This is a genomic window from Devosia oryzisoli, from assembly GCF_014837245.1.
Lineage (GTDB): Bacteria > Pseudomonadota > Alphaproteobacteria > Rhizobiales > Devosiaceae > Devosia > Devosia oryzisoli.
Genome location: NZ_JACYFU010000001.1, coordinates 699,091 through 724,792, shown reverse-complemented (window position 1 = coordinate 724,792; position 25,702 = coordinate 699,091). Strand labels below are relative to the sequence as shown.

General features: G+C 63.2%; 27 protein-coding genes. 1 reads left to right on the top strand and 26 read right to left on the bottom strand.

The genetic code is table 11. The annotated features are described in order from the left end of the window. The 15 genes from nuoK to msrA form a co-directional block, all read right to left on the bottom strand. A complete protein-coding gene (nuoK, locus tag IC608_RS03715) occupies positions 1-309 on the bottom strand; it encodes an NADH-quinone oxidoreductase subunit NuoK (protein WP_191773772.1) in 309 nt (102 codons plus the stop codon). Positions 310-324: 15 nt separating this feature from the next. Then, positions 325-933, bottom strand: a complete 609-nt coding sequence (locus IC608_RS03710) for an NADH-quinone oxidoreductase subunit J (protein WP_191772728.1) — start codon at positions 931-933, stop codon at positions 325-327. Positions 934-944: 11 nt separating this feature from the next. Next, on the bottom strand, positions 945-1,433 hold the full coding sequence (nuoI, locus tag IC608_RS03705) for an NADH-quinone oxidoreductase subunit NuoI (RefSeq protein ID WP_191772726.1): 489 nt from the start codon (positions 1,431-1,433) through the stop codon (positions 945-947). Then, positions 1,433-2,530 carry an NADH-quinone oxidoreductase subunit NuoH gene (gene nuoH / locus IC608_RS03700; RefSeq protein WP_191772724.1) on the bottom strand — a complete coding sequence of 366 codons (1,098 nt, stop codon included), beginning with the start codon at positions 2,528-2,530 and terminating at the stop codon, positions 1,433-1,435. The genes nuoI and nuoH overlap by 1 nt, the downstream gene beginning before the upstream one ends. A 9-nt stretch (positions 2,531-2,539) precedes the next feature. Next, entirely contained in the window at positions 2,540-4,642 is a 2,103-nt protein-coding gene (nuoG, locus tag IC608_RS03695; RefSeq protein WP_191772722.1) for an NADH-quinone oxidoreductase subunit NuoG, read from the bottom strand. A 4-nt stretch (positions 4,643-4,646) separates the two neighbouring features. After that, positions 4,647-5,960 carry an NADH-quinone oxidoreductase subunit NuoF gene (nuoF, locus tag IC608_RS03690; protein WP_191772721.1) on the bottom strand — a complete coding sequence of 438 codons (1,314 nt, stop codon included), beginning with the start codon at positions 5,958-5,960 and terminating at the stop codon, positions 4,647-4,649. Positions 5,961-6,015: 55 nt separating this feature from the next. Beyond that, positions 6,016-7,338 carry an NADH-quinone oxidoreductase subunit NuoE gene (nuoE, locus tag IC608_RS03685; RefSeq protein ID WP_191772719.1) on the bottom strand — a complete coding sequence of 441 codons (1,323 nt, stop codon included), beginning with the start codon at positions 7,336-7,338 and terminating at the stop codon, positions 6,016-6,018. Next, positions 7,338-8,528, bottom strand: coding sequence for an NADH-quinone oxidoreductase subunit D (locus IC608_RS03680; protein ID WP_191772717.1), 1,191 nt, complete (start codon positions 8,526-8,528; stop codon positions 7,338-7,340). Before IC608_RS03680 ends, nuoE begins: the two co-directional genes overlap by 1 nt. Then, positions 8,528-9,145 carry an NADH-quinone oxidoreductase subunit C gene (locus IC608_RS03675; RefSeq protein WP_191772715.1) on the bottom strand — a complete coding sequence of 206 codons (618 nt, stop codon included), beginning with the start codon at positions 9,143-9,145 and terminating at the stop codon, positions 8,528-8,530. The genes IC608_RS03680 and IC608_RS03675 overlap by 1 nt, the downstream gene beginning before the upstream one ends. A 9-nt stretch (positions 9,146-9,154) precedes the next feature. Next, complete coding sequence (locus IC608_RS03670) at positions 9,155-9,733, bottom strand: NuoB/complex I 20 kDa subunit family protein (RefSeq protein WP_191772712.1); 579 nt, start codon at positions 9,731-9,733, stop codon at positions 9,155-9,157. Further along, a complete protein-coding gene (locus IC608_RS03665) occupies positions 9,724-10,089 on the bottom strand; it encodes an NADH-quinone oxidoreductase subunit A (protein WP_191772711.1) in 366 nt (121 codons plus the stop codon). The genes IC608_RS03670 and IC608_RS03665 overlap by 10 nt, the downstream gene beginning before the upstream one ends. Before the next feature lie 369 nt (positions 10,090-10,458). Continuing rightward, positions 10,459-11,034: an outer membrane protein gene (locus IC608_RS03660; protein WP_191772709.1), complete on the bottom strand. Its 576-nt coding sequence runs from the start codon at positions 11,032-11,034 to the stop codon at positions 10,459-10,461. 233 nt (positions 11,035-11,267) lie between these two features. Further along, entirely contained in the window at positions 11,268-11,843 is a 576-nt protein-coding gene (locus tag IC608_RS03655) for an outer membrane protein (protein ID WP_191772707.1), read from the bottom strand. Between the two features lie 292 nt (positions 11,844-12,135). Continuing rightward, complete coding sequence (locus IC608_RS03650; RefSeq protein ID WP_191772705.1) at positions 12,136-12,681, bottom strand: outer membrane protein; 546 nt, start codon at positions 12,679-12,681, stop codon at positions 12,136-12,138. 124 nt (positions 12,682-12,805) lie between these two features. Further along, a complete protein-coding gene (msrA, locus tag IC608_RS03645) occupies positions 12,806-13,438 on the bottom strand; it encodes a peptide-methionine (S)-S-oxide reductase MsrA (RefSeq protein ID WP_428054742.1) in 633 nt (210 codons plus the stop codon). A 276-nt stretch (positions 13,439-13,714) separates the two neighbouring features. Between msrA and IC608_RS03640 the strand changes: the two genes are divergently transcribed. Further along, positions 13,715-14,467 carry a Crp/Fnr family transcriptional regulator gene (locus IC608_RS03640; protein ID WP_191772700.1) on the top strand — a complete coding sequence of 251 codons (753 nt, stop codon included), beginning with the start codon at positions 13,715-13,717 and terminating at the stop codon, positions 14,465-14,467. Between the two features lie 76 nt (positions 14,468-14,543). On the opposite strand, the gene IC608_RS03635 is transcribed toward IC608_RS03640, so the two are convergent. The 11 genes from IC608_RS03635 to IC608_RS03585 all read right to left on the bottom strand — a co-directional run bounded on the left by IC608_RS03635 (position 14,544) and on the right by IC608_RS03585 (position 25,539). Continuing rightward, a complete protein-coding gene (locus IC608_RS03635; RefSeq protein WP_210316185.1) occupies positions 14,544-14,750 on the bottom strand; it encodes a hypothetical protein in 207 nt (68 codons plus the stop codon). 311 nt (positions 14,751-15,061) lie between these two features. Beyond that, entirely contained in the window at positions 15,062-16,099 is a 1,038-nt protein-coding gene (locus IC608_RS03630; RefSeq protein ID WP_345890821.1) for a Gfo/Idh/MocA family protein, read from the bottom strand. Between the two features lie 14 nt (positions 16,100-16,113). After that, positions 16,114-17,193, bottom strand: coding sequence for an ABC transporter ATP-binding protein (locus IC608_RS03625; protein ID WP_191772696.1), 1,080 nt, complete (start codon positions 17,191-17,193; stop codon positions 16,114-16,116). Next, positions 17,194-18,438, bottom strand: a complete 1,245-nt coding sequence (locus tag IC608_RS03620; protein ID WP_191772694.1) for an AGE family epimerase/isomerase — start codon at positions 18,436-18,438, stop codon at positions 17,194-17,196. Then, a complete protein-coding gene (locus IC608_RS03615) occupies positions 18,435-19,301 on the bottom strand; it encodes a carbohydrate ABC transporter permease (protein WP_191772692.1) in 867 nt (288 codons plus the stop codon). Before IC608_RS03615 ends, IC608_RS03620 begins: the two co-directional genes overlap by 4 nt. Further along, on the bottom strand, positions 19,298-20,185 hold the full coding sequence (locus IC608_RS03610) for a carbohydrate ABC transporter permease (protein WP_191772690.1): 888 nt from the start codon (positions 20,183-20,185) through the stop codon (positions 19,298-19,300). The genes IC608_RS03615 and IC608_RS03610 overlap by 4 nt, the downstream gene beginning before the upstream one ends. 67 nt (positions 20,186-20,252) lie before the next feature. Next, positions 20,253-21,569 carry an ABC transporter substrate-binding protein gene (locus tag IC608_RS03605; protein ID WP_191772689.1) on the bottom strand — a complete coding sequence of 439 codons (1,317 nt, stop codon included), beginning with the start codon at positions 21,567-21,569 and terminating at the stop codon, positions 20,253-20,255. A gap of 71 nt (positions 21,570-21,640) precedes the next feature. Continuing rightward, positions 21,641-22,891, bottom strand: coding sequence for a neutral/alkaline non-lysosomal ceramidase N-terminal domain-containing protein (locus tag IC608_RS03600; RefSeq protein WP_191772687.1), 1,251 nt, complete (start codon positions 22,889-22,891; stop codon positions 21,641-21,643). Beyond that, the gene (locus IC608_RS03595; protein ID WP_191772685.1) at positions 22,888-24,039 is read right to left on the bottom strand and encodes an N-acetylglucosamine-6-phosphate deacetylase; all 1,152 of its coding nucleotides are present in this window, start codon (positions 24,037-24,039) and stop codon (positions 22,888-22,890) included. Before IC608_RS03595 ends, IC608_RS03600 begins: the two co-directional genes overlap by 4 nt. Then, a complete protein-coding gene (locus tag IC608_RS03590; RefSeq protein ID WP_191772683.1) occupies positions 24,036-24,815 on the bottom strand; it encodes a sugar isomerase domain-containing protein in 780 nt (259 codons plus the stop codon). Before IC608_RS03590 ends, IC608_RS03595 begins: the two co-directional genes overlap by 4 nt. Then, the gene (locus IC608_RS03585; protein WP_248306157.1) at positions 24,805-25,539 is read right to left on the bottom strand and encodes a glucosamine-6-phosphate deaminase; all 735 of its coding nucleotides are present in this window, start codon (positions 25,537-25,539) and stop codon (positions 24,805-24,807) included. The genes IC608_RS03590 and IC608_RS03585 overlap by 11 nt, the downstream gene beginning before the upstream one ends. Positions 25,540-25,702: the final 163 nt, after the last annotated feature.

Below are 25,702 nucleotides of genomic sequence, written 5' to 3'. Positions count from 1 at the left end.
TTAGCCCTTCATCGTGTTGACGTCTTCAACCGCGATGGTGCCGCGATTGCGATAGAAGATGACGAGGATGGCCAGACCGATCGCCGCCTCGGCGGCCGCCACGGTCAGGATCATCAGCGCGAAGACCTGGCCCTGCAGGTCGTTGAGATGCGCGCTGAAGGCCACGAAATTGAGGTTCACCGCAAGCAGGATGAGTTCCACCGACATCAGGATGACGATGATGTTCTTGCGGTTGAGGAAAATGCCGAACACGCCCAGCGTGAACAGGATTGCTGCCACGGTCAGGTAATGACCGAGCCCGATGTCCAGACCCATGATAACCCCCTATAGCCCCTGACCGCTCTTGACCTTGACGACTTTCAGCGTCTCGCTGGCCCGACGCGCCACCTGCCGCACCGGGTCCTGCCGCTTGGCATTGCCCCGGTGGCGCAGCGTGAGGACGATGGCGCCGATCATGGCCACCAGCAGCACTGCGCCAGCGCTTTGGAACAGGAACACGTAGTGGGTGTACAGCACCTGGCCGAGCGCCCGCGTGTTGTCCATCGTGTTGTCGATCGGCAGGGCCGACGTCCCGGCCGCTTCCGGCGCAACTACCACGCTGGTGGCGGCCAGCAGCAACTCCAGCAAGAGGATGGCCCCCACGACCATGCCGATCGGGGCGTACTGCAGCAGACCCTTGCGCATCTGCGCGAGATCGACGTCCAGCATCATGACGACAAACAGGAACAGCACGGCAACCGCGCCGACATAGACCACGATCAGGATCAGCGCCAGGAACTCGGCGCCCGCCAGCATGAAGAGGCCGGCCGCATTCACGAAGGTGAGGATCAGGAACATCACCGAATGCACCGGATTGCGCGAGGCGATGACCATGAAGGCCGAGGCAACGGCAATCACCGAGAACAAATAGAAGAAAAACAGTGGAAGGCTCATGGTCTTCCCTCTCAGCGATACGGCGCGTCGGCAGCCAGATTGGCAGCGATCTCACGCTCCCACCGGTCGCCATTGCTGAGGAGCTTCTCCTTGGAGAAGTAGAGTTCCTCACGCGTTTCAGTTGCGAATTCGAAGTTAGGCCCCTCGACGATGGCGTCGACCGGGCAGGCCTCCTGGCAGAAGCCGCAATAGATGCACTTCACCATGTCGATGTCGTAGCGGACCGTGCGACGGGTGCCGTCGTTCTGACGGGGGCCCGCCTCGATGGTGATGGCCTGCGCCGGGCAGATGGCCTCGCACAGCTTGCAAGCGATGCAGCGCTCTTCCCCGTTGGGATAACGGCGCAGGACGTGTTCACCCCGGAAGCGCGGCGACACCGGGCCCTTTTCGAAGGGGTAGTTGACGGTGGGCTTCGGCGAAAAGAAATAGCGCATCGCCAGCCCGAAGGCGGACACGAATTCCTTGAGCAGAAGCGTGTTGAAGAACTGCGAAGCACGCATCAGGCAACTCCTCCGTGCCAACCCCAGCCGGTGAGCTGCAGGACGAAGGCGACGATGACGACCATCACCAGCGAGAGCGGCAGGAACACTTTCCAGCCGATCCGCATCAGCTGGTCGTAGCGGTAGCGGGGCACGATGGCCTTGGCCATCGCGAACATGAAGAATACCAGCGAAAGCTTGGCGAAGAACCAGATGAAGCCCGGGATCCAGGTGAAGGGCGGCAGGTCGATGGGCGATGTCCAGCCCCCGAGAAATAGGATGGTGGTCATCCCGCACATCAGGAGGATGGAGATGTACTCACCGAGCATGAACAGCATGTAGGGCGTGGCCGAATATTCGGTCATGAAGCCGGCGACCAGCTCGGACTCGCCTTCCGCCAGGTCGAATGGCGGACGGTTGGTTTCTGCCAGGGCCGAGATGTAGAAGACCACGAACATCGGGAACAGTGGCAGCCAGAACCAGTTGAGGAAGGTCAGCCACGGCACGCCAAGGGTCGTCGCCAGGCCCATATCCCTCTGCGCCACCACGATGTCGTTGAGGTTTAGGGACCCCACGCAGAGCAGGACGGTGATGATGACGAGGCCGATGGACACCTCGTAGGACACCATCTGCGCCGCTGCGCGGAGCGAACCGAAGAACGGATACTTCGAGTTTGACGCCCAGCCGCCGATGATGACGCCATAGACGCCTAGCGACGAAATGCCAAGCAGGTAGAGAATGCCAACATTGATGTTGGCCATGGCCCAGCCGTTATCGACCGGAACGACGGCCCAGCCGGCCAGGGCCAGCGTTGCCGTGATCAGCGGCGCCATCAGGAACAGGACCTTGTCGGCGCCGGCCGGGATCAGCGGCTCCTTGAGGGCGAACTTGATCAGGTCGGCAAACGACTGCAGCAGGCCGAACGGGCCGACCACGTTGGGACCGCGACGGATCTGCACCGCCGCCCAGATCTTGCGGTCGGCCAGGAGGATGAACGCCGTGAAGACGAGCAGGCTGACCAGCAACAGCAGCGCCTTGTAGACGAAGCCGATATGGGTTCCCCACCCCAGCACCGGTATGCCCAGAAGGTAATCGAGGGCGGCAAGAAGTGCGTCCATAATGCGTCCCTATTCCGCGGCCTGCTGGAGACCGGCGGCCATGGCCGCACACTCGCCCATGATGGCGGAGGCGCGAGCAATGGGGTTGGTCAAATAGAAGTCGGTGACCGAAGAGCGCAGCGGTGCCGACGTCGTCTTGACGGCGGCCTGCGCGAGCCGGCCCAGATCGGCAGCGTTGGCCGGCGCAATCTCGTCGATCCGCGCCAGGTGCGGGTATTGCGCATAGAGCGCGGCACGTAGCTGCGTCAGCGAGTTGTACGCCAGCGGCTGGCCGATGATCCCGGACAGGGCCCGAATGATGGCCCAGTCCTCCTTGGCGTCGCCGGGCGGGAACACGGCGCGGGTCGTCACCTGCACCCGGCCCTCGGTATTGACGTAGGTGGCGGACTTTTCGGTGTAGGTTGCTGCCGGCAGGATGACGTCGGCGCGATGGGCACCGGCGTCTCCATGCGTGCCGATATAAACGACAAACGCCTTGCCCATGGCGGACATGTCGTACTCGTCGGCGCCGAGCAGGAACAGAACGTCGAGTTCGCCCTTGCCGGCCAGCGCGATCTGGTCGGCCGAGCAGACGCCGCCATCATGCGGCACGAAACCGATGTCGAGGCCACCGACGCGGCTAGCCGCGTTGTGAAGCAGGGCAAAGCCGTTCCAGCCCTCGGCCACGTTGCCGCCCGAGGCGAGCCTTGCGGCAAGGGCAATCACGTCGCGACCGACCTGCTTGCCGAGCGCGGCGTGCGAGACGGCACCCTCCCCCACGATGACGATCGGGCGCTGCGCATTCTTGAGCGTCTGGGCAAAAGCACCATTGCCCGCGGCAAGATCGGCCAGCGTTTCGAGCCCCTCACCGAGATAGGTGTAGTCGTAGGTCAGGTCCGCCGCCTCGCCGATCACGGCAATCGGCAGACCCTTGGCGCGCCAGGTCTTGCGGATGCGGGCATTGAGCACCGACGCCTCGCGGCGCGGGTTCGAGCCGATGATGAGGATCGCGTCGGCCTCTTCAATCCCCGCGATGGTGGGATTGAAAAGATAGGCAGCGCGCGGCATGGACGGGTCGATCCCAGACATTGCCGGCCGAACATCGGTCATGCCGGAGCCCACGGCCGCAAGCAGCCCCTTGAGCGCGAACATTTCTTCCACAGCCGCCAGGTCGCCAGCGATGGCGCCGACCTTGTTGCCGGCCTTCTTCATGCGCGTGGCAACCGCGGCGAAGGCTTCTTCCCAGGTCGCGGCCTGCAGCTTGCCGTTCCTGCGGACGTATGGCCGGTCGAGCCGCTGGGACTTCAACCCGTCCCAGACGAAACGGGTCTTGTCCGAAATCCACTCTTCGTTGATCGCCTCGTTGATGCGCGGCAGGATGCGCATCACTTCGCGGCCGCGGCTATCGACGCGGATGCTCGAACCGACAGCGTCCATGACGTCGATGGTCTCAGTCTTGCTCAACTCCCACGGGCGAGCGTGAAAGGCGTAGGGCTTGGACGTCAGCGCGCCGACGGGGCAGAGATCGATGACATTGCCCTGCAATTCGCTGGTCAGCGCCTTTTCGAGGTAGGACGTGATCTCGGCGTCTTCGCCGCGACCGATCAGGCCCATCTCGGAGATGCCCGCGACCTCGGTGGTGAAGCGGACGCAGCGCGTGCAGTGGATGCAGCGGTTCATCGACGTCTTCACCAGCGGGCCGAGATACTTGTCCTCGACGGCGCGCTTATTCTCGGCAAAGCGGTTCTTGTCCACGCCATAGGCCATGGCCTGGTCCTGCAGATCGCATTCACCACCCTGATCGCAGATCGGGCAATCGAGCGGATGGTTGATCAGCAGGAATTCCATCACGCCTTCGCGGGCCTTCTTGACCATCGGCGTGTTGGTGAACATTTCGGGGGCCTCGCCATTGGGGCCCGGACGCAGATCGCGCACCGACATGGCGCAGGACGCCTGCGGTTTCGGCGGCCCGCCTTTGACTTCGACGAGGCACATGCGGCAGTTGCCGGCCACGGACAGGCGCTCGTGGTAGCAGAAGCGCGGGATTTCGGCGCCTGCGGCCTCGGCGGCCTGCATCAGCGTGTAATGATCGGGAACTTCGATCAGGATCCCGTCGACTTTGATGTTTGCCATCGGCTTACTCCGCGGCGATTGACGGCACGGCGCCGTCACTGGTCGAAGACCAGGTGTATTGGTCGATGCGATCCTCGATCTCCTTGCGGAAATTCCGGATCAGGCCCTGGACCGGCCAGGCGGCCGCATCACCCAGAGCACAGATGGTGTGACCCTCGATCTGCTTGGTCACCTCGAACAGCATGTCGATCTCGCGCTTCTGGGCGCGGCCCACGACCATGCGCTCCAACACGCGCATCATCCAGCCGGTCCCCTCGCGGCAGGGCGTGCACTGGCCGCAGCTTTCGTGCTTGAAGAAGGCCGAGATTCGCCAGATGGCCTTCACCACATCGGTGGACTTATCCATCACGATCATGCCGCCGGTGCCGAACGAGCTCTTCTTCTCGCGCAGCCCGTCAAAGTCCATCGTGGCGTCACGGATATCCTCGGCCTTGACGATGGGGCACGAGGCACCGCCGGGGATCACGGCAAGCAGGTTGTCCCAGCCGCCGCGAATGCCACCGCAATGCTTTTCGATGATGTCCTTGAACGACTCGCCAAGCGCTTCCTCGAACGTGCAGGGATTGTTCACGTGCCCCGAGGCCATGAAGAGCTTGGTGCCGGTGTTGTTGGGTCGACCGATGGAGGCGAACCAGGCCCCAGAGCGGCGAAGGATTTCCGGCACGACCGCGATCGATTCCACGTTGTTCACAGTCGTCGGATTGCCGTAGACGCCCATGGCGGCCGGGAACGGTGGCTTGAGGCGCGGCTGGCCCTTCTTGCCCTCGAGCGACTCCATCAGCGCGGTCTCTTCGCCACAGATATAGGCGCCGGCGCCGTGGTGAACGACGATGTCAAAATCCCAGCCGTGGACATTGTCCTTGCCGATCAGGCGGGCGTCATAAGCCTCCTGCACGGCCTCTTCGAAGCGCTGGCGCTCGCGGATGAACTCGCCACGAATATAGACATAGGCGATGTGCGCACCCATGGCGCGACCGGCGAGGAGACAGCCCTCGACCAGGTGGTGCGGGTCGTGCCTGAGGATTTCGCGGTCCTTGCAGGTTCCGGGTTCCGACTCGTCGGCGTTGACCAGAAGCTGGCAGGGGCGGCCGTCGCCGGCGCCTTCCTTGGGCATGAAGGTCCACTTGAGGGCGGTCGGGAAGCCGGCACCGCCTCGGCCGCGCAGCCCGGAGGTCTTGACTTCGTTCACGATCCAGTCGCGACCGCTGTCGATGAAATCCTTGGTCCCAACATAGGCGCCGCGCTCGCGCGCCCCCGCCAGACGCCAGTCATGGCGGCCATAGAGGTTGGTAAAGATGCGATCCTTGTCAGCGAGCATGTTCAGCCTTCCCGCTTCATCAGGCTAGAGGAGCCTGAAACCGTGCAGCGTATCATCAGCGCGGATCCTTTCCGAAGACCCGGCGGTATTCTTCGACACCGCCAGTGGCAAGAGCCTTGGCCTGGCGAACCCAGTCGTCCCGCTGCACCCGGCCGCGGAAATTGAGTGCCCGGTCCACTCGGCTGATGTCTTCGTCCGTGAAATTGGCGATCTGTTCGTAGCGGGTGATGCCGAGGGCGTTGAGACGGCCTTCCAGCACCGGCCCAACCCCGGTGATCAGCTTCAGATTGTCCTTGGGACCTTCAGGCGCATCAAACAGAGGACCGCCCGTCTCCCGTGTCGGACTGACTTCCCGTGGGTTGGCCGCAGGCGCCTTTGTCGCCGGCACTTCCCTGGCGATACCCGCAGAAGCGCCACCCTCGACGGGCTCGGTCGCCGTGGGCTTGCCCGGTGCCTTGCCGCCATCCACGGCCTCGCCCTTGGACTCGGCGCCAGTCGCGTCTTCCCGCATGGCCTTGTTCGGCTCGCCCGTAGCCTTGGCTTCCGCATCGGCCTGCTTGCGCTCGGCCTCCGCCTTGGCTTCGCTCACCTTGACAGCGTCATTCGGACCCTTGATGGCGGGCGCCGCTTCCTTGCTGACGTCCTTGGGGCGCGCCGCAGTCGTGGGGGCATCCTTGCCTGCCGCAGCAGGAGGGGCGGCAGGAGTAGCGGGCGCTGCGGCTTCAGCTGGCGGTGCCGGGGGCACGAATTTTTCGCGGACTGCAGTCGGTGTTTCTGTCAGTGTTGTGTCGCCGCTTGCCGCGGCGCCGAACTGGCGCGCGATCTGCGGCCCGGGCTGGATCGTGTCACCACGACCGGCGGCGAAGGCATCGATGATTTCCTCCATCCGCTCGGGGGTCAGGTCTTCATATGTGTCCTGGAAGATCGCCACCATGGGCGCATTCACGCACGCCCCGAGGCACTCCACCTCTTCCCAACTCATCGTGCCGTCCGCATTGAGATGATGCGGCTCGGGGTGGATCTTGTTCTGGCACACTTCGCGGATCGCCTCGGCGCCACGCAGCATGCATGGCGTCGTGCCGCAGACCTGGATGTGCGCGCGCGTACCCACCGGCTGCAACTGGAACTGCGTGTAGAACGTTGCCACTTCCAGCACGCGGATATAGGGCATGCCGAGCATCTCGGCGACCGTCTCGATCACCGGACGGCTGACCCAGCCCTCCTGGTCCTGAGCGCGCATGAGCAAAGGAATGACGGCCGACTGTTGCCGTCCCGCCGGATAAAGCGAGATCCGCTTTTCGGCCCAGTTCATATTTTCACTATTGAACGCAAAACTCGCCGGCTGCACCGACTCATCTGCAAGGCGTCGCGTAGTCATCAGCGATCAACCTCTCCGAACACGATATCGATGGAGCCAAGGATTGCCGTGACGTCGGGCAGCATGTGGCCGCGGCACAGATAATCCATCGAGCTCAGATGGGCGAAGCCGGGAGCCCGGATGTGGCAGCGATAGGGCTTGTTGGTCCCATCCGACACCAGATAGACGCCAAACTCGCCCTTCGGCGCCTCGACGCAGGCGTAGACCTCGCCTGCGGGCACCTTGAAGCCTTCGGTGTAGAGCTTGAAGTGGTGGATGAGCGCCTCCATGGACTGCTTCATCTCGCCCCGCTTGGGCGGCACCACCTTGCCGTCGGTGGACGACACCGGCCCCTGGCCGTCAGGCGCGTTCAGCTTTTCGACGCACTGCTTCATGATGCGGTTGGCCTGCCGCATCTCTTCCATGCGGATCAGGTAGCGGTCGTAGCAGTCGCCGTTCTTGCCGACGGGGATGTCGAAATCCATCTCGGCGTAGCATTCGTAGGGCTGCGACTTGCGCAAATCCCAAGCCGCGCCAGACCCGCGCACCATCACGCCAGAGAACCCGCGGCCCCACGCTTCTTCCAGCGGCACCACGCCAATGTCGACATTGCGCTGCTTGAAGATGCGATTCTCGGTGAGGAGAGTATCGATGTCGTCCAGCGCCTTGGGGAACTCCTCGCAGAACACACCGATGTCGTCGATCAGCGACTGCGGCAGGTCCTGGTGGACCCCGCCCGGCCGGAAATAGGCCGCATGCATGCGGGCGCCGGAAGCGCGCTCGTAGAACACCATCAGCTTCTCGCGCTGCTCAAAACCCCACAGCGGAGGGGTGAGCGCGCCGATATCCATGGCCTGCGTGGTTACGTTCATCAGGTGCGCGAGCAGCCGGCCGATCTCGGCATAGAGCACGCGGATCAACTGGCCACGGCGCGGCACCTCGAGCTCGAGCAGACGCTCGACCGCGAGAGCGAACGCATGCTCCTGGTTCATCGGCGCCACATAATCGAGGCGGTCGAAATACGGCAGAGCCTGCAGATACGTCTTGTACTCGATCAGCTTCTCGGTGCCGCGGTGCAGCAGCCCCACATGCGGATCGACGCGTTCCACGAGCTCACCGTCAAGCTCGAGAATCATGCGCAGCACACCGTGTGCGGACGGATGAACGGGACCGAAATTGATCGTGAAGTTACGAACGTCGACTTCAGACATCAGTTCTTCGCCTTCTCATCGCCGGGCAGCACGTAATCCGTACCCTCCCAAGGCGACAGGTAATCGAACGAGCGGAATTCCTGCATCAGCTTGACCGGCTCATAGACGACTCGCTTGCGCTCCTCGTCGTAGCGCACTTCGACAAAGCCGGTGAGCGGAAAGTCTTTCCGCAGCGGATGGCCGTCAAAGCCGTAGTCGGTGAGGATGCGGCGCAGGTCCGGGTGGCCGGAAAAGAGGACGCCGTAGAGGTCGTAGGTCTCACGCTCGAACCAGTCCGCGCCGGGAAAGACGTCGCAGATGGAGGGAACGGGCGTCGCGTCATCGGCTTCGAGCTTGATGCGGATGCGCTGGTTCAGGTGCGGGCTGAGGAAGTGGTAGAGCACGTCGAAGCGGCGCTCCCGCGCCGGATAGTCGGCGCCGCACACATCCACGAAGCTGATGAACCGGCACTTCGGGTCGTCGCGCAGAAAGCGGACGACGTCGACGATCGAGTCGCGTTCGACCGAAACCGAGAGTTCGCCAAACGCCACCTGATACCCAAGGACCGCAGAACCAAGGGAAGCGGCAATGTGTTCGCCCAGGCCCGCCAAGGGCTCCACTACGATGCTTTCGTCCATGGCCCTGCCCTATCGCTCGATGGTGCCGTCGCGGCGAATCTTCTTCTGCAGCAGCAAAATGCCGTACAGCAGTGCTTCCGCCGTGGGCGGGCAGCCGGGAACGTAGATGTCCACCGGAAGCACGCGGTCACAGCCGCGCACCACGGAATACGAGTAATGATAGTAGCCGCCACCATTGGCACAGGAGCCCATGGAAATGACATAGCGTGGCTCCGGCATCTGGTCGTAGACCTTGCGCAGCGCCGGCGCCATCTTGTTGGTCAGCGTGCCCGCCACGATCAGCACGTCGGACTGGCGCGGCGAGGCGCGCGGAGCCGTGCCGAAGCGCTCGACGTCATAGCGCGGCATCGACATCTGCATCATTTCGACGGCGCAGCAGGCGAGGCCCGTCTGCATCCACATGAGAGAACCCGTGCGGGCCCACGTGACCAGCTGCGACAGCGTCGTGGTCAGAAAGCCCTTGTCGGCGAGTTCATTGTTGACCCCGACAAAGAACGGATCGTCCGCCTGGGCTGGCATGCCCGTGGCCGGATCGACCGGGGCGGAACCTTGCGTCGCCTGAGGTGAATTGGCCTGGATCAATCCCATTCGAGGGCTCCCTTACGCCATTCGTAGATAAAGCCGATGGTCAGCACGCCCAGGAAGACCATGACGGACCAAAAGCCAAACCAGCCCACGTCCCGGAATGCCACCGCCCAGGGGAACAGGAAGGCGACTTCCAGATCGAAGATGATGAAGAGAATCGACACTAGGTAGAAGCGGACATCCACCTTCATGCGGGCGTCATCGAAAGCCTCGAAGCCGGCTTCGAACGCCGAGACCTTTTCCGGATCCGGCGCACGGAAGGAGACGATGAACGGCACCACCAGGAGTGCCAGGCCAATCACGGCCGACAGCCCAATGAACAACACAATGGGCAGGTAGTTGCTGAGCAGATCAGTCATGCGGCAGCCTAACATTCTATCCGACCGGCGGCCGGAACGCGCATGGGCTCGCGAGCAATTTGGGCAAGCAAGTCGACGCGCAGTTGATGGGCAACGGCTTAGACCTTCCCCCCTGACGTTTCAAGGGAAAGAAAATTTGACCGAAAACATCAGGATAAGATCGTGGCAGAGACCGCCAGGGTAGTCCTCCAAGGGCCATCGCAGACGGTGTTTCGGGACTGATTCTGGCCATTGGTCGCACAGTCAGCGCCGTTTTTAAGGGAACGATCTGATCGTGTGGCCATAAAGCAAAACGGCGAACCGGAGTACGGTTCGCCGAATTGGGCTTGCAAGTAAAGAACGCTGCCAAGGACCGGCAGCATCCGATTCTTAGAAGTGGTAGAAGACGCCGACGGTGGCCTTGGCCGACTCGAAGAACTCGTCGCCAGCCGTGTCAGAGAAGTCACCCTGGCCAACCACTTCACCGCGAACGGTGATCGCGTCGGTCACGGCGAATTCCACGCCACCACCAAGCTGGTAGACGCCTTCGCTGTCGAAGCCGTCACGGCTCGAAACGCCAACACCGGCGAGAGCGTAGATCAGCGCGCTGTCGGTCACGACAGCACCAGCGCGCAGGTTGGCGAAGAACTCGCCGGAGGAGTAGGTGTCGTTCCACAGCCAGTCGGCGGTCACTTCGGCGCCGAGCAGGATCGGGTCCATCGGGATGAAGTTCACGCCGACGGCAGCACCGATAACACCGTTGGTGGTGTCGGCAGTCTGGTCAGCATAACCGGTGCCGGTGAACTGGCCGCCGAGACGCACGCCAGCATACAGGCCTTCCCAGTCAAAACCAGCCGGAGCATAGATCGGCTCGGGTGTGGTCGGGATGATGAGGTCGGCGGCCTGAGCGCCACCAATGGAGAGAACGGCGACCGAAGCGCCAACAAGAAGAGTACGAATAATCAAGGGAGTTGCCTTCGAACTGAATTGTTCTTGGCGCAACCTGACTGCGCAGGTCCTTCAAATCAAACAAAAATGCCGCGCGCAAACGCTGATGAAGCACGAACACGAGGTTGCTGTCACCAATCGGCCACAGGGAATCGCAGGACTCCAAAAAGCCAAAACGGCGAACCGGGGGCCGGTTCGCCGAATTGGGTACTGCAAGAAAGATACTGCCGGTGACCGGCAGCATCTGATTCTTAGAAGTGGTAGAAGACGCCGACGGTGGCCTTGGCCGACTCGAAGAACTCGTCGCCAGCCGTGTCAGAGAAGTCACCCTGGCCAACCACTTCACCGCGAACGGTGATCGCGTCGGTCACGGCGAATTCCACGCCACCACCAAGCTGGTAGACGCCTTCGCTGTCGAAGCCGTCACGGCTCGAAACGCCAACACCGGCGAGAGCGTAGATCAGCGCGCTGTCGGTCACGACAGCACCAGCGCGCAGGTTGGCGAAGAACTCGCCGGAGGAGTAGGTGTCGTTCCACAGCCAGTCGCCGGTGACTTCAACGCCGAGCAGAACCGGGTCCATCGGAATGAAGTTCACGCCGACAGCGGCACCGATCACGCCATTGGTGGTGTCGGCAGTCTGGTCAGCATAGCCGGTGCCGGTGAACTGGCCGCCGAGACGCACGCCAGCATACAGGCCTTCCCAGTCAAAACCAGCCGGAGCATAGATCGGCTCGGGTGTGGTCGGGATGATGAGGTCGGCGGCCTGAGCGCCACCAGCCATAAGAGCCGCGGCAGCAACGCCGAGGGTCAGCGAACGTACAAACATATCTTGCACTCCCATAGAGTTAACCGTAGTCGACCGATAAATGCCTCACGTCTGTGAGACTCGCAAGCTGTTCAACGCGCGAAATAGCAATGCGGATAAGAATGGATGACCATTTGGGGGTGGGTGTTGCTCAAAATCCCCGCAATTGATCCACTTTGATACAAATGCGGCGCAACGCCCTCGATCGATGGCCGAACTACGACAGAAATGTGGCAGCTTCTACCTGCTGCTGTCAATGCAGCAACAGCTTTCCCTGTTGCGGCGGCTCCTGCGGAAAGGCGCCAGGGGTTTGTCAGAAATGGAAAGTGGCTCCGAGGGAGACCTGGTCTCGCGAGTCGGAGCCTTGGACAGGGAAACTGTGCAAGTACTGGCCACGCACGGAGACACTGTCTGAGATAGCGACCTCCAATCCCCCACCGAGAAGCACGTTCTGCTCCTCTGGGGAAGCGAGATCGATGCCATAGCCGCCTGCGGCGTAAACGAGCACGTCGTCTGTAGCGACGAGCCCGGCCCGACCCAGAATCTTGCCATAGGCGGTGTTGCCGACATCGCCCGTTAGACCTTCCACTGCCACCTCTGCACCGGCAAGATAGAAATCGAAGGTGGCATTGACCCCAGCCTGCACACCGATGCCATATTCCCCATCGCCCGTCAGGGTCCTACCCACAACTCCATAAACGCCGGTATAGAACCCGTCCCAGTTGAAGGCCTGCCCGTCATGAACCGGGAGTTCTCCAGCAGCCGAACTGGGTACAGTGATCAAATCCGCGCCCAGCACTCCCTGCGCACCGCATGTAGCGAGGCCGAGCGACAGTACTGTGAGACGCGCAAGCCGCATCATATTCCTCAGGTGTTGTGCACAAGACAACGTGGCCCCAGCTCGGCGGTTCCGACCGAAACGCCGGGGGCGTACTTGTATGTAGCGGTCCAAACAGGCAGAAATTTGCCCGGACGGTGGTCACTCAGAGCTGCCCTACCAAAACCGGTTCGGCCCGATATTGATCAGGAAACAGCCGCTCAAGCGCTGCTACCTTCGGCAGATCGTTGACCACGATATAGGGCCAATCCGGGTTCAGCGTCAGAAAGTCCTGATGATACTGCTCCGCCGGATAGAAGGCTTCCAATGGCTCCAGGGTGGTCACAATGGGGGCTGGGAATACCTTCGCAGCGTCGAGATCCCTGATGTACTCCTCGGCCGCCCTTTTCTGATCCTTCGAAGCGACGAAGATACTGGACCGGTACTGCGTGCCCCGATCAGGGCCCTGATAATTCAACTGCGTCGGGTTGTGGGCCACAGAGAAATAAATCTGGAGCAGCTTGCCGAAGCTGACGACTGTCGGGTCGTAGGTGATCTGCACCGACTCGGCATGCCCTGTCGTTCCCGTTGACGTCTCCTCGTAGTTCGCGGTTTCCGCGGTGCCGCCAGAGTACCCCGAAATCGCGCTCTCTACACCTTTCACATGCTGGAAGACGCCCTGCACGCCCCAGAAACAGCCGCCGGCCAGAACGAGTGTCGCGTGAGGTCCGGGTTCCGAGAAGTCTTGCGCAGGTGGTGGAATGACGACTGCTTCTTCCTGAGCCGCAGCAATCGGCATGAGAAAAGGTAGGCTAATCACGGCGAGCCCCGCCGCACCGAAAAGGACGCGGCGGCGGGTTGGACCTTTGCGTTCAGAAATCTCATCGAATGCAGACATGGCTGAAACCTCGTTGGATCGATTTACCCCTTCAGATACGTTGACCGTGGGCCGGGAGTTACACCCTGCCATCCAATTCACGGCGAAATGACCTGTCGCAGGCCCAGATATTGTCGGAGCTGCGACTCATTTCATCCCACACCGTTTTCCGGTGAAAGAGAGAGGAGAGTGAAGCCCATGAATTCCCCCATGGATGGCCTGGTCAGACGCATGCAGACGATTGGCGAGCTGTCGGAGTTGGGACGCGAGACACTCATGGCGCTGCCGTTTCAGTACCGCACTCTGCGCAAGGAAGAAGAGCTTGTCGCGGATGGTGATATCTCGGATCGCTGCTGCCTTGTCGTCAGCGGTTATCTCTATCGCTCCAAGACCGCACCGCAGGGTGCTCGTCAGATTTTCTCCCTGCACACACGCGGCGAAATGCCGGACCTGCATAGCCTCCACCTGCCTAGGATGGACCACAACCTGGCGGCCATGAGTCCGGCGGACGTGGCCACAATTCCGCATGTGGAGGTTCGCCGGGCGCTTGAAGCGTCACCCGAACTGAATGCCCTCTTCTGGCGTGCTGCGCTGATTGATGCGGCTGCCTTCCGCGCCTGGCTTCTTATGCTGGGCCAATTCGAGGCCGCCCCCAGAATGGCGCACCTGTTCTGCGAGCAGTTCATCAAGGCGGCGATGGCCGGTCTAACTGAGGGCGGTAGCTTTCGCTTCCCCCTGACGCAGAGCGACCTGGCGGACATGCTGGGAATTTCGCTCGTGCACGCCAACCGAACGCTGCAGGAACTGAGGGAGCGGGGGTTGCTGAGCTTCGAGCAGAACCGGGTTACGATACTGCGTTGGGAGGCACTGCGGACACTCGGGCACTTCGACCCTTCCTATCTGCACATCATCAAGCACGATGCGGACCTACAGAACCCCACCCGCGTGTGACGATGCTCCGCCCGGAAGCCGGGCGGGTCAGGTGCTGTCAGACAATCAAGAGCAAAAGGAAACTTGTGCAAACCCTTCACCACGCGGCGACGCGAGTCGCGCGATCAGGTGCGCGATCCGTAGTCGCCGGGCTAGTCGCTGCACTATCCATACTGAGCTCCGCGAACTGACTTTGGTCAAGGTCGGACATCACCACGATCCGCGGGTCGAGCATCTCGGCGCGTACAGCAGCGTTGAGGAGCCCGCCACGCAGCATCTGGTCGAGAATGCCAGGCTCCATCAAATCGTCTATTCTTTGAAGCCAACACCTAACGGCGTCCCCGGCTCGTGAAACACAGTGAAATCTTTTGTGCCTGCCGCTTCCATAAACTTGACGATCGCGGCGGCAGCAAAGAGGTGGGCGATCCTTTCGACTGGAGAGGGACCACTGTCCTCAGTGGACCCGTCATCGGAGCCCTCCAATTGGCATCGACCTGGCTGATGGTCGAGCAGGGCTCGTCCTAAAAACGATTTCGAGGCCGGTTTCCAACAGACGCTCGCCGACAGGCTGCAGTTGGTGCTGCGCGGGTCAAAGCAGCAAGGGCACTGATCACTTCAGACGCCCCTGCCCTTGCTGGGGCGGACGGGCGTGCCCCCGGACGCAAGGATCGCAGCAATCAGATAATGCACGGCAAGGATGTCGCGGCCCGTCACCGCGGGTGCGCGGCCGTTGGCCACGGCATCGGCAAAATCGGTCATCAGCGCCTGATGCGCCTGGCTCGAAAACCCCATGGGATCGGTGCCCGATCCGGAGCCGGTGTCACCGCCGTCGAACGCAATGACCGTACCATCGTGCAGCCAGGCCGTGAGCTGCGTCCCGTCGAGCAAGGCGCTACCCTTTGTCCCTATGAGTTCGATGACATCAGCTTTTCCGGGAAAGGCGCAGGTTGTTGCGGTAATGCTGCCCAAGGCTCCGTCGGCGAAGCGTAGGCTGGCCGTGGCCAGGTCCTCCCCTTCCATTGAGTGGACGGGGGTGGTGATCGCAAAGCCCGCGACCGTTTCGGGAATGCCGACCAGCCAGGTCATGAGATCGAGGTTATGGATGGCCTGCGTCAACAGGACCCCGCCACCGTCTCGTGCCAGCGTGCCGCGGCCAGGCTCGTCGTAATAGCTCTGGTCCCGCCAGTAACTGGTGCGCGCGCTGACATGCACCAGCCGACCCAGCAGACCTTCGCTCAACAAGCTCTTGAGCTTCTGGGCCGCCGGACGGAAGCGGTTCTGCAGGACGATGCCGAGGGCAATTCCGGCGGCCTCGGCAGCTTCCACCAGCCGCTCGGACCGCTCGATGCTGACGTCGAGCGGCTTTTCCAGCAGCACGTGCTTACCGGCTGCAGCGGCCATCTGCACCAATTCCAGATGCGTGTTCGGCGGCGTCAGAATGAGCACCGCGTCGATGCGCGGATCGTTGAAGATCGCCTCCACCCTCCCGGCAACCGGCAGGCCATGCTTGTCCGAGAAGGCAGCGCGTCGTGCCGCCGATGGGCTGAAGGCGTCGATGACATCGATGCGGTCACCGAGCGCCAGCAGCGCCCGTGCATGGGGCAAGGAGGCCATGCCGAGGCCGATGATGCCAACGCCGAACTTCTTCGTCACCGCCCGGCCTTGCCTCAGGAGCCGGTCAGTCGCTTGGTCGTGGCACTGTCGAAGAGATGCGTGGTGTCGAGCTGGGGCGCCAGCCACAACTCGTCGCCGACGCTGGCCGTCAACCTCTGCCGCAGCAGGGCTGAAATCCGGTCTTCGCCCAGTTGAAGCACCACGAACGTTTCCGACCCGGTGGGCTCGATGGTGACGATGCGCCCCGCCAGACCTTCACCCGCCCGGGAAAGCGAGAGGTGTTCGGGCCGAATGCCGAGCGTCGCCATCAGCCCGTCCGGCGCTGCCGCGGCTGCGTGAAGAGGGAGGCGGAAGCCGCTGCCGGTTTCGAAGACCTGCTGCCCGTTCACCTGACGCACCGCGCCCTTGAGGAAGTTCATGGCGGGCGAGCCGATGAAGCTGCCCACGAACATGTTCGCCGGATAGTCATAGAGGTCGAGTGGCGTGCCGATCTGCTCCACCACGCCATCGCGCATCACCACGATCAGGTCTGCCATGGTCATGGCCTCGATCTGGTCATGGGTCACGTAGATGGTGGTGGTCTTGAAGCGGGCGTGCATGTCCTTGAGTTCGCCGCGCATCTGCACGCGCAGCTTGGCGTCGAGGTTGGACAAGGGCTCATCGAACAGGAACACCTGCGGCTGGCGCACGATGGCCCGGCCCATGGCCACGCGCTGGCGCTGGCCACCGGAGAGTTGCTTGGGGTAGCGATGAAGGTATTCGCTCAGACCCAGGATGCGCGCCGCTTCCTGCACGCGCTCCTCGATTTCCTTCTTGGACTGCCTGGCCAGCCGCAGCGAAAACCCCATGTTCTCGGCGATGGTCATGTGCGGATAGAGCGCATAATTCTGGAACACCATGGCGATGTCCCGGTGCTTGGGCTCGACATCGTTGATCACGCGTCCACCGATCGATATCTCGCCCTTGTCGATGTCCTCGAGCCCGGCGATCATTCGCAGCAGCGTGGATTTCCCGCAGCCGGAGGGACCCACCAGAACGACGAACGCGCCGTCCGGCACCTCCACCGTGACGTTGCGAATGATGTCGGTGGGTCCGAAGGACTTGGCTACATTGCGTATTTCTACGGCCGCCATCTATGCACCTGTAGGTTTGGGGAGGGCAGTCGCGCCCATGCGTGTGGCAGCATCGATGGCCGCCAGCAGGCTGAGGCCCGTGTGGTAGCCCGGATCGAGATCCGGCGTGGCGGGCACGAAATCAACGGGCCCGTCGACTGTCATCGTTTGGTAGGCGATGGCGGGCTCACCCTGCCAGTAACGCGCGAAGAAGGCCTCATGCGCAGTGCGCCAGACGTCGAGGACATCTGTGTTTCCCGTCAGCTCGTAGCAGAGGGCCGCGCTTCGAATGGTTTCGGGAAGCGACCACCACGGGCAATATGGGCTGGTGGGTTCTCCCGTCGCCACAGACACCGCCAGCCGCACGCCCGGAAGATGGAAACCCGCCTTGAACGACGCCACTAGGATGGCCTGCAGCCGGTCGACCAGCGCCGGGTCGGCGTCCTGTGGCAAATAATCGAGCGCAAACCCCACGAACTCGATGCCATGTCCCACATTGCACGTGTCCGCTCCGGGGGTGTTGCGCAGCAGATGGGTGTGGGGGTCGAGATACCTCTCGAGGACATCGGCGATGAAGCGATCGGCAAACCGCGCGGCGTCGGGCTTGCCGATGCGATTGAGCATGCCGGCAGCGCCGAGCAGGATCATGCGGGGACCGAAATCGTCCGGCTGGTTCAGCGCGGCTGCAGGATCGAGCAGTTGCCGCTCGTCCATCTGGAAGCGGCCACCCTCGATGGCGTCGATGAGGGCGGGCAGGTGCGCCAGATAACCGTCGAGGCGCGACCGGTCAAAGCGGGCGGAAGCCGCAACAAGCCCCTTGAGGACGAAAATATCGGAATAGGTGTAGACGTCAGCCGGACGCTGCTGGGGCGAAACCTGTCCATTCGGCGCCGCGACGATCGGCTTCATCTCGGCATCATAGCAGAAATAGGCGTGTCCGTCCCGCGCCCACAGTTCGCTCAAAAGGTCGTACAGGGGCCGCGCCACCGCATCTAGGGATGCCGCAAGCTCGGGCTCGAACGGCGCGAAAAACGCTGCATGCGTCACCAGCGCCTCCAGCCCCCGCCCCTGGATCCACCCATAGGTGTACTGCGGAGCGCGCAAGCCGTCGTCCGCGCCATAATCGGCCAGGGTGATGCTGTTCTGCTTGCTGTTGAGGAAACCTCGCCCCAGCAGCGGCCGCGCCAGCAGCCAGCGCAGACTGGCGGCGTTGGCCTCCGTGTAGGTGGCCTGCGCGTCCTCGATGAACCTCAGAACTGCGTTCATTCCTTGAGCCCCGTGCTGGCCACGCCCTGCACGAAGTTGCGGCGCAGGATGACGAAGAGCGTGATCGACGGGATCAGCACGATCGCAGATGCGGCGCTCAATCGGCCAAGATCGACGGTGAAGCCCGTCTGGAAAAGCGCCAGACCCACCTCGATGGTATAGGCCTCACGATTGGTCGCCACGATCATCGGCCAGGCAAAGGCGGTCCAGGCCTGGAAGAAGGCCAACACGCCCAAGGCACCCAGCGCACCGCGCAGCAGCGGCAGCACGATCCGGAAGAAGATCCAGAGCTCGCCCGCGCCATCGATACGCGCGGCTTCAAGCAGCTCGTCAGGAATCGAGTGGATGACGTTCTGGCGGATAAGGAATATCCCGAAGCTCATGACCAGATAGCCGAGCAGAAGGCCCCAGATACTGTTGAGGATGCCCAGACTCTGCGCCTGGAAGTAGAGCGGGATCATGTAGACTTCGAACGGCACGATGGCCGTCGCCAGCACCAGCGCAAAAATCACGTTGAGCGAGCGATAGCGGAACTTGGCCAGGATGTACCCGGCGATTGAAGAGGTCGCCAAAATCGCCAGGGTGGACAACACCGCGAACACGACGCTGTTGAATATCCAGCGCAGCAGCGGCGTGTCCTGCAGCACCGCGGCGAAATTGTCGGTCGTGGGGTTGGCCGGAATGATGGTCGGCGGCCAGGCGAGCATTTCCTGCGGCGTCTTGAAGCCGTTCGACACCAGGAACACCAGCGGCAGCAGCATCAGCAGGCTGAAGACCATCAGCACGACGTCGATGCCGCGGTCCACCAGCACCCGGCGCATGCGGCGGCGGGTTGCCGCTCGGTTTGCCTCTCGATCGCTCATGCGCGGCCCCTTTCGCGCAGCAGGGAGAACTGGATCAGCGTCAGCACCAGGACGATGACAAGCAGCACCACGGCCTCGGACGCGGCGTAGCCGACGCGGTAGTTGCGGAAGCTGTTTTCCAGCATGTCGAGCACCAGCACCCGCACCTGCCGTCCGGGGGCTCCCTGTGCGTCGGACGCCAGGACGAACGCCTGGGCGTAGACGTTGAAGCCCGACACCAGCGTTACCACCGACACGTAGAGCGTGATGGGCTTGAGCATCGGGATGGACAGGAACCAGAACGACTGCGGTCCGGACGCACCATCAAGCTTGGCCGCTTCGAACAGCGACGCCGGCAGGCTCTTGAACCCCACCAGATAGATCAGCACCGCGTAGCCCAGCGCCTGCCAGGAACACAGGACGATGACGCTGATGACTGAAAGCGTCGGGTCGAACAGCCACGCCTGCGGCTCGAACCCCAGGAAGGTGAGCACGGCATTGAGCGGGCCCAGGCGCGCGTCGAATATCCACTTCCAGGCCATGGCCGCCGGCACCAGAGACACCACGTGCGGCAAGAAGACTGCCGTCTCGTAGAATCCCGACACCCTGGAGCGCGTGCGGTAGTGGATCAGCGCCGCCAGGACCATGGCTGTGGGTATGGTGATCAGCAGCACGCCGAAGGCGATGATGGTGGTGTTGAGGAGCGCCTCGTGAAACAGGCGGTCGCCCATGAGTTCCTGGAAGTTCGCCAGGCCGATGAACGGCTTATTGCGGGAGAGGATATCCCACTTGTGCAGGCTCAGCCGCAGCGTCTCGTAGATGGGAAACATGCGCAGCCAGGCGAAAAGCGCCAATGTCGGCAGGATGGCCAGTATCGCAAAGAGCCATCTCTTGCGCCGCAGCATTGCATTCTCCGCTGAAGACGCCTGGGAGGCCGAAGCTTCCCAGGCTTGTTGGCACCGAAGTGCTGGCCTATTCGGCCAGCAACCCTTCACGCTGAAGCAGGCCGTTGATCTCGTCCTGCATCGCAACGAGCACCGCGTCGATGGCTGCATCATCCGCGGCCAGGGCCGGGTTGGCAAACGCTTCCGTCAGGCGGGCTGCGCTCCGGGTCAGGATTTCTTCCACCGGGCCGATATTGGGCAGGGTGAAGAACTCGTAGGTGTCCGGGTACTCGACGAAGGCCGCCAGGGCCGGCTTGGCTTCGAGAATGGCATCATAGTCGAGGCCCAGGCGGTTCGGCAGCCAACCGACATTGTCGAGCAGCCAGAGCAGGTTTTCAGGCTCATTGGCGGCCTGGGCAAATGCCCACGCGGCATCGGCCTTCTCGCCCTCGCCGGTGATCCAGAGCGAAACCGGAGCCACGATCGACCCGCGCGGAAGTGTTGCCGTGGCGTATTTGAGGTCCGGGGCCTTGGCGGCGATGTCGCCGATCACCCAGGACTCGCGGATGAACATGGCCGTCTGTTCGCGCTCGAACGCTTCGGCGTCGGCCGGCATCTCGACCGTCACGGTCTTGAGCGTATGGACGTTTTCCAGGTACTGCTTGAGCGCCGCCCGGCCATTCTCGTTGGCGAAGTCGGCCTTCCATTTGCCGTCCGCGGTCTGCTCGACAAGGCTTTCGCCGTACTGGAACATGTTGATCCAGAACTTCTCGGCGATGCCCTGCCCGCCACCGGACAGGCGCAGGCTCCAGCCGGACACCGTCGGGGCGCCGTTGGCGTCGCGCTGCGTCAGTGCCTCGGCGTACTTGGTATAGTCTTCCATGGTGGCCGGAGGCTCGGTCAGGCCGGCAGCCTCGAACATCTCGGTATTGTAGTAGAGCGCGCTCTGGCCGCGGAACAGCGGCAGGCCGTAGACCTTGCCCTCGAAGCTGGCGGAATCGCGGAAGAAGTCGTTGAAGTTGGCCGGGTCCTGGACAAACGCGGTCACCTCATCGGGCGCGGCATTGAACAGGCCGTTCTCGAGATAGCGGGTCGCCGTGGAGGTGCCCAGTTCGATGACTTCGGCGGCCTCACCAGAGGTCAGGCCCAGCGCCAGCCGCTTCTCGTGCTCGCGCAGGGCGATGGCTTCAACCTTGACGCTGAGGTTGGGATAGTCCGCCTTCATGCCTTCGGCGACGTGTTCGTAGAATGGCGCCATCTCAGGATATCCGCTCCAGACGCGGATTTCCTGCGCGCTTACGGCCTGCGCCATGGCAATGGCCGCAAGGCCCATGGTCGAGCCGAGCAATGCGACACGCAATGCATTGGCCGGCACGGTGCGGCGCAGCTTCGATACAGAAATCATGGCAGTTCCCCTTGTTTCGCTCGTTCCCTACACAGGCGATAGGGGAGTGTGTTATGCAACCGGTTGCGCTGTCAAGTGGCGTCGCGGAGCAAGGCGCAGGCAGTGTCCGCGAGGGCTTCGGCAGAGCCCGGCGCAAAGGTGCCGGGCATGCCGATGAAGCGGTGCGCCTCTTCCACCTCATAGCCGCCGAACGCAAATTCGCTGCGGGGCGGGATATAGCCCGGCGTGCCTTCGGCGTAGGCCAACACGAACGCCGGACGACCCCCACAGGCATTGCGCACACTCAGGCCGGTCTCGCTGAAGATTTCGCCGGGCATGGCGACGATCGGCACGCCGGCCCAGTCCAGGAGGCTCACGCGGGCGCGCCAGGTTCCCGGCGCCACATGCTCGTTACGTTCCGCCCATTCGATCCAGTGGCCGAGCAACAGCGCCCGTACCGGCTCGGCCGTCTGCTGCTCCGTCCGCCAGCGCGCCGCGAGGTCCGCCAGCGGTGCCTCTTCCAACCGCGTCAAGGCAAGGTCGAGCTCACGGTGCGCCGCCCCCACAGCGCCCTCGACCATCGTGTCACTAGCCGCATTCGCGGCGACGCCGATGCGTTCGCCCAGTCGCTGCGCCGTGGCGAAGGTGCGCTCCGCATTGGCGGCAAGCGTCCACGATGCCTGGGCGGTGTGGCCGGTATTGGCGTCGCCGGCGCAACCGGTCAGAAACAGCGCCACCGCACCGGGGTGCTCTAACTCCAGCGACTTTCGGACAAAATGCGGGTAGTCCGCCGTCATCAGCAGGTTGTCGGCAGCCAGCACCACGGGGTGGCAGGCGTAGGAGGCCATCACGGCGATGAACTGACCGTCCTCGCCGCGAATGCGGATCATCGGTACCGAGCGATCGAGCGGACCATCGGCGTGGCGCCGGTTCCAGACGACGCCCGGATCGTCGCCCATCCCCGCGCTGATGGTGGCGGGCCGCCGGCTTTCCCCGGCGAGCCGCAGGGCCTCGACGGCACCATCTTCCATGCGCTGCAGGAAGGCTGCATCGGCTGCCTGTCCAAGCCGCCCCTGCATCGAGACCGGCGCACCGTGCGTGTGCGTCGCGGCGACGATTACGTTGTCATCCGGCAGCGGGCTGCGCTGACGGATGCGGGCTGCCATGTCCTCGTGCAGGCCGATGACATCGAGTACCACGATCGCGGTGTCCTCCACTGCGATCGCGCGCGCGCTCAACGGGTCATGGGTGCCGGTCGAAGGCAGGGTGCGCGCCGCAAAGCCTGCCAGGTGCAGGCCGGCTGGCGGCGTGATGTCCACAATTGCAGCCCCGGCCCTGATCATGCCGACATCCTCTCGCCACCCAGATAAACATCTTCGATCCTCAGTTCGCGGTCTCCCGAATCCCAGGAAAACAGCGTGATGTCCGCGCGCTTCCCTGGCGCCAGCACACCGCGTCCGCCCATGAACCGGCCCGGATTGCGGCTCGCCAGCGTCAATGCCTCGGCGAGCGAAATGCCCGCAGCCTCGATGGCAAAGGCGATATTCCGGTGCAGGAGATGTCCTGCCCCCGCCAGATAGGGCGTCCCCGCGACGCTGAGGCGTCCTTCGGCAGACACGTCGACTTCGCCGCCAATCGAGCTCCCGTAGCGTCCCGGCGGTTGTCCACCCAAGGCCGCCGCATCGGACACGAGGATAGCGTTGTCGAGCGTCTTGGCCCGCAGCATCGCCTTGAGCGTGGACGCGGGCAGGTGATGCCCGTCCGCGATGAAACTGGCGGTCAGACGATCGTCCGACAGTTGCGTCCAGATGAAGTTGGGGTGGCGGGGCAAGGTGCTGGCAGCGCCATTTCCCAGATGGGTCGAAAGCCTTGCACCAGCATCCACCGCAGCGGTGATCTGCTCGGGAGTGGCACCGGTGTGGCCGATCGACACCACTACGCCCTGGGCTGCCAGCGCCCGGATGTAGGCCGGTGCTCCCTCATAGTGTGGAGACAGGGTCACCAGCCCCACCAGCCCCTCGGCAGCCTCCTGCCACCGGGGGAACTCGTCGAGGCTTGGCGGCCGCACATGCTCCAGCGGGTGCGCCCCGCGCGGTCCGTCGGCCGGATCGAGCGAGGGACCTTCCACATGCACGAAGCCGATCATTTGCGCGAGCAGCGGACTCTGGCGCCGGGCCGCCGCTATGCTGGCCAAGGCTTTGCACAGCGAGCCCTCGCTGGCGGTAATCAGGGTGGGCGCGAAGCTCGTGACGCCCGCCTGCAGCAGGCGCCGGGCAAGATGCTCGATCGTCTCGCGGCTCGGCACGCCCGTATTCAGGTCGTGGCCCGCATAGCCGTTGACCTGAAGGTCCACGAAACCGGCGGAGATGTATGGCGCCGTTTCGTCTAGCGCCACGGGCTCGACCGAGACGATCGACCCATTGGCCCATTCGACGGCGAGCCCCTGCCCGCTTGCCGGATCACGTCCAACAACCTGGGCCGGTCGACTCATAGCCAGCGCACCCGATCGCGGAACCGAGCGAGGAACCGTCCGTTGGCCTCGTCGCCGCCCGGCGCATTGCCGCTGCGCCAGATGGGAGGCTCCACGCCCCGTTCCGTCAGCTTTGCCACCGTCCGGATCACCAGGCAATTGAGCGCAAAGGCGTTGGCAAAGGTGGATACTGCGGCGATGTTCTCGCTCACGCCGTCGACCGTGACCAGCGCATCGCCGATGGGAACCTTGGTGTCGATGGCGATATCCACGATGTCGTGCAGGTTCTGCCGTGTCGGGTGACGCGCCGGGTGGGTGGGCGCACTTTCGTTCGCGTGCGTGTGCGAATTGAAGCCGATGAGGAACGCGCCGCGTTGCCGCGCCGTGATCGCCGCGTCGATCAGGGCCGCGTTGATGCCGTAGGCGTTGGTGAGAATGAGCAGATCACCCTCGCCCAGGCGCTGGTCATCGATGACGATCTTGCCGTAACCCGGCGTCCGCTCCACCGCCATGGATCGCAGCGCGCCGTTCGACAGCAGCGTGCCTTCATCGAGAATGGCGCTGACATGCATCAGCCCGCCTGCACGAAAGAAGATCTCCTGCGCCGCAAGATTGGAATGGCCGCCCGGTCCGTAGACATAGACCAGCCGGTCCTGCGCCACCTGGTCGGCCACGCGCTCGGCGGCACGCTCGAGACTGTCGCGCTCGTCCACGAGGATGGATCGCATCAGTGCAGTGACATCGTCGAGATATCCCTCGCAGAGGGCGTCGGCGTCGATTTCTGATCTATTGGGCATCGGGGTCGGACTCCCTGTCGAGGTAAAGAGTGCAATCTGGGTGCTGGCGCAGGATGCTCGCCGGGCATTCGGTGCTGACCGGACCATGGAGCGTGGCCTGGACGGCATTCCGCTTGAACTGGCCCGGTACCACGCAGAACAGCCGCCCGGCGCGAAGCAGCCTTGGCACTGTCAGCGTGATAGCCTGTCGAGGAACATCTTCGAAGCTTGCGAAACAGTCATCGTCGACCTGCTGTTGCCGGCACTGCGCATCGAGCATCACCACCTTGACGTCCAGCGGGTCGGAGAAGTCTGCCACTGGAGGATCGTTGAACGCGATGTGTCCGTTGACGCCGATCCCGAGGCAGATGAAGTCGATCGGCGCCTCGGCCAGGAGTTGCGCATAGGATGCCGCCGCTGTGTCGGGATCAGCCCCGGGGACGATACGATGGACCTGGCCGAACGGGACGCGCTCGAAGAGGTTCTGGTCGAGCCAGTTGGCAAAGCGCTGCGGCGCCTCCGGCGGCAACCCAATATATTCGTCCATATGAAAGGCGGTGACGCGCCCCCAGTCGATGCCATCTGCAGCGCAAAGCGCTTCGAGCATCTGCGCCTGGCTTGGCGCGGCAGCAAAAACCATGCGGACGTTCGGCTGGCGCGACAAGGCAGCGCGTAACGCGTTGGCGATATCCTGCGCCGCGGCGGCGCCCATCAGTGCCCTCGTGGGAAACGACCGAACGCTCATGAGGTCGGCCTTCCGGATGGTGTCTCGGGGCAACGAAGGTTCAGGCATCACGGAACAGACCTCCCACACGCTCGGCGCGCGATACCAGCCCGCCAATAGCAACCATCAGATGCAACCGGTTGCATGTCAAGGGAGGTTGACTGTACTAACGGTACCGTTAGTA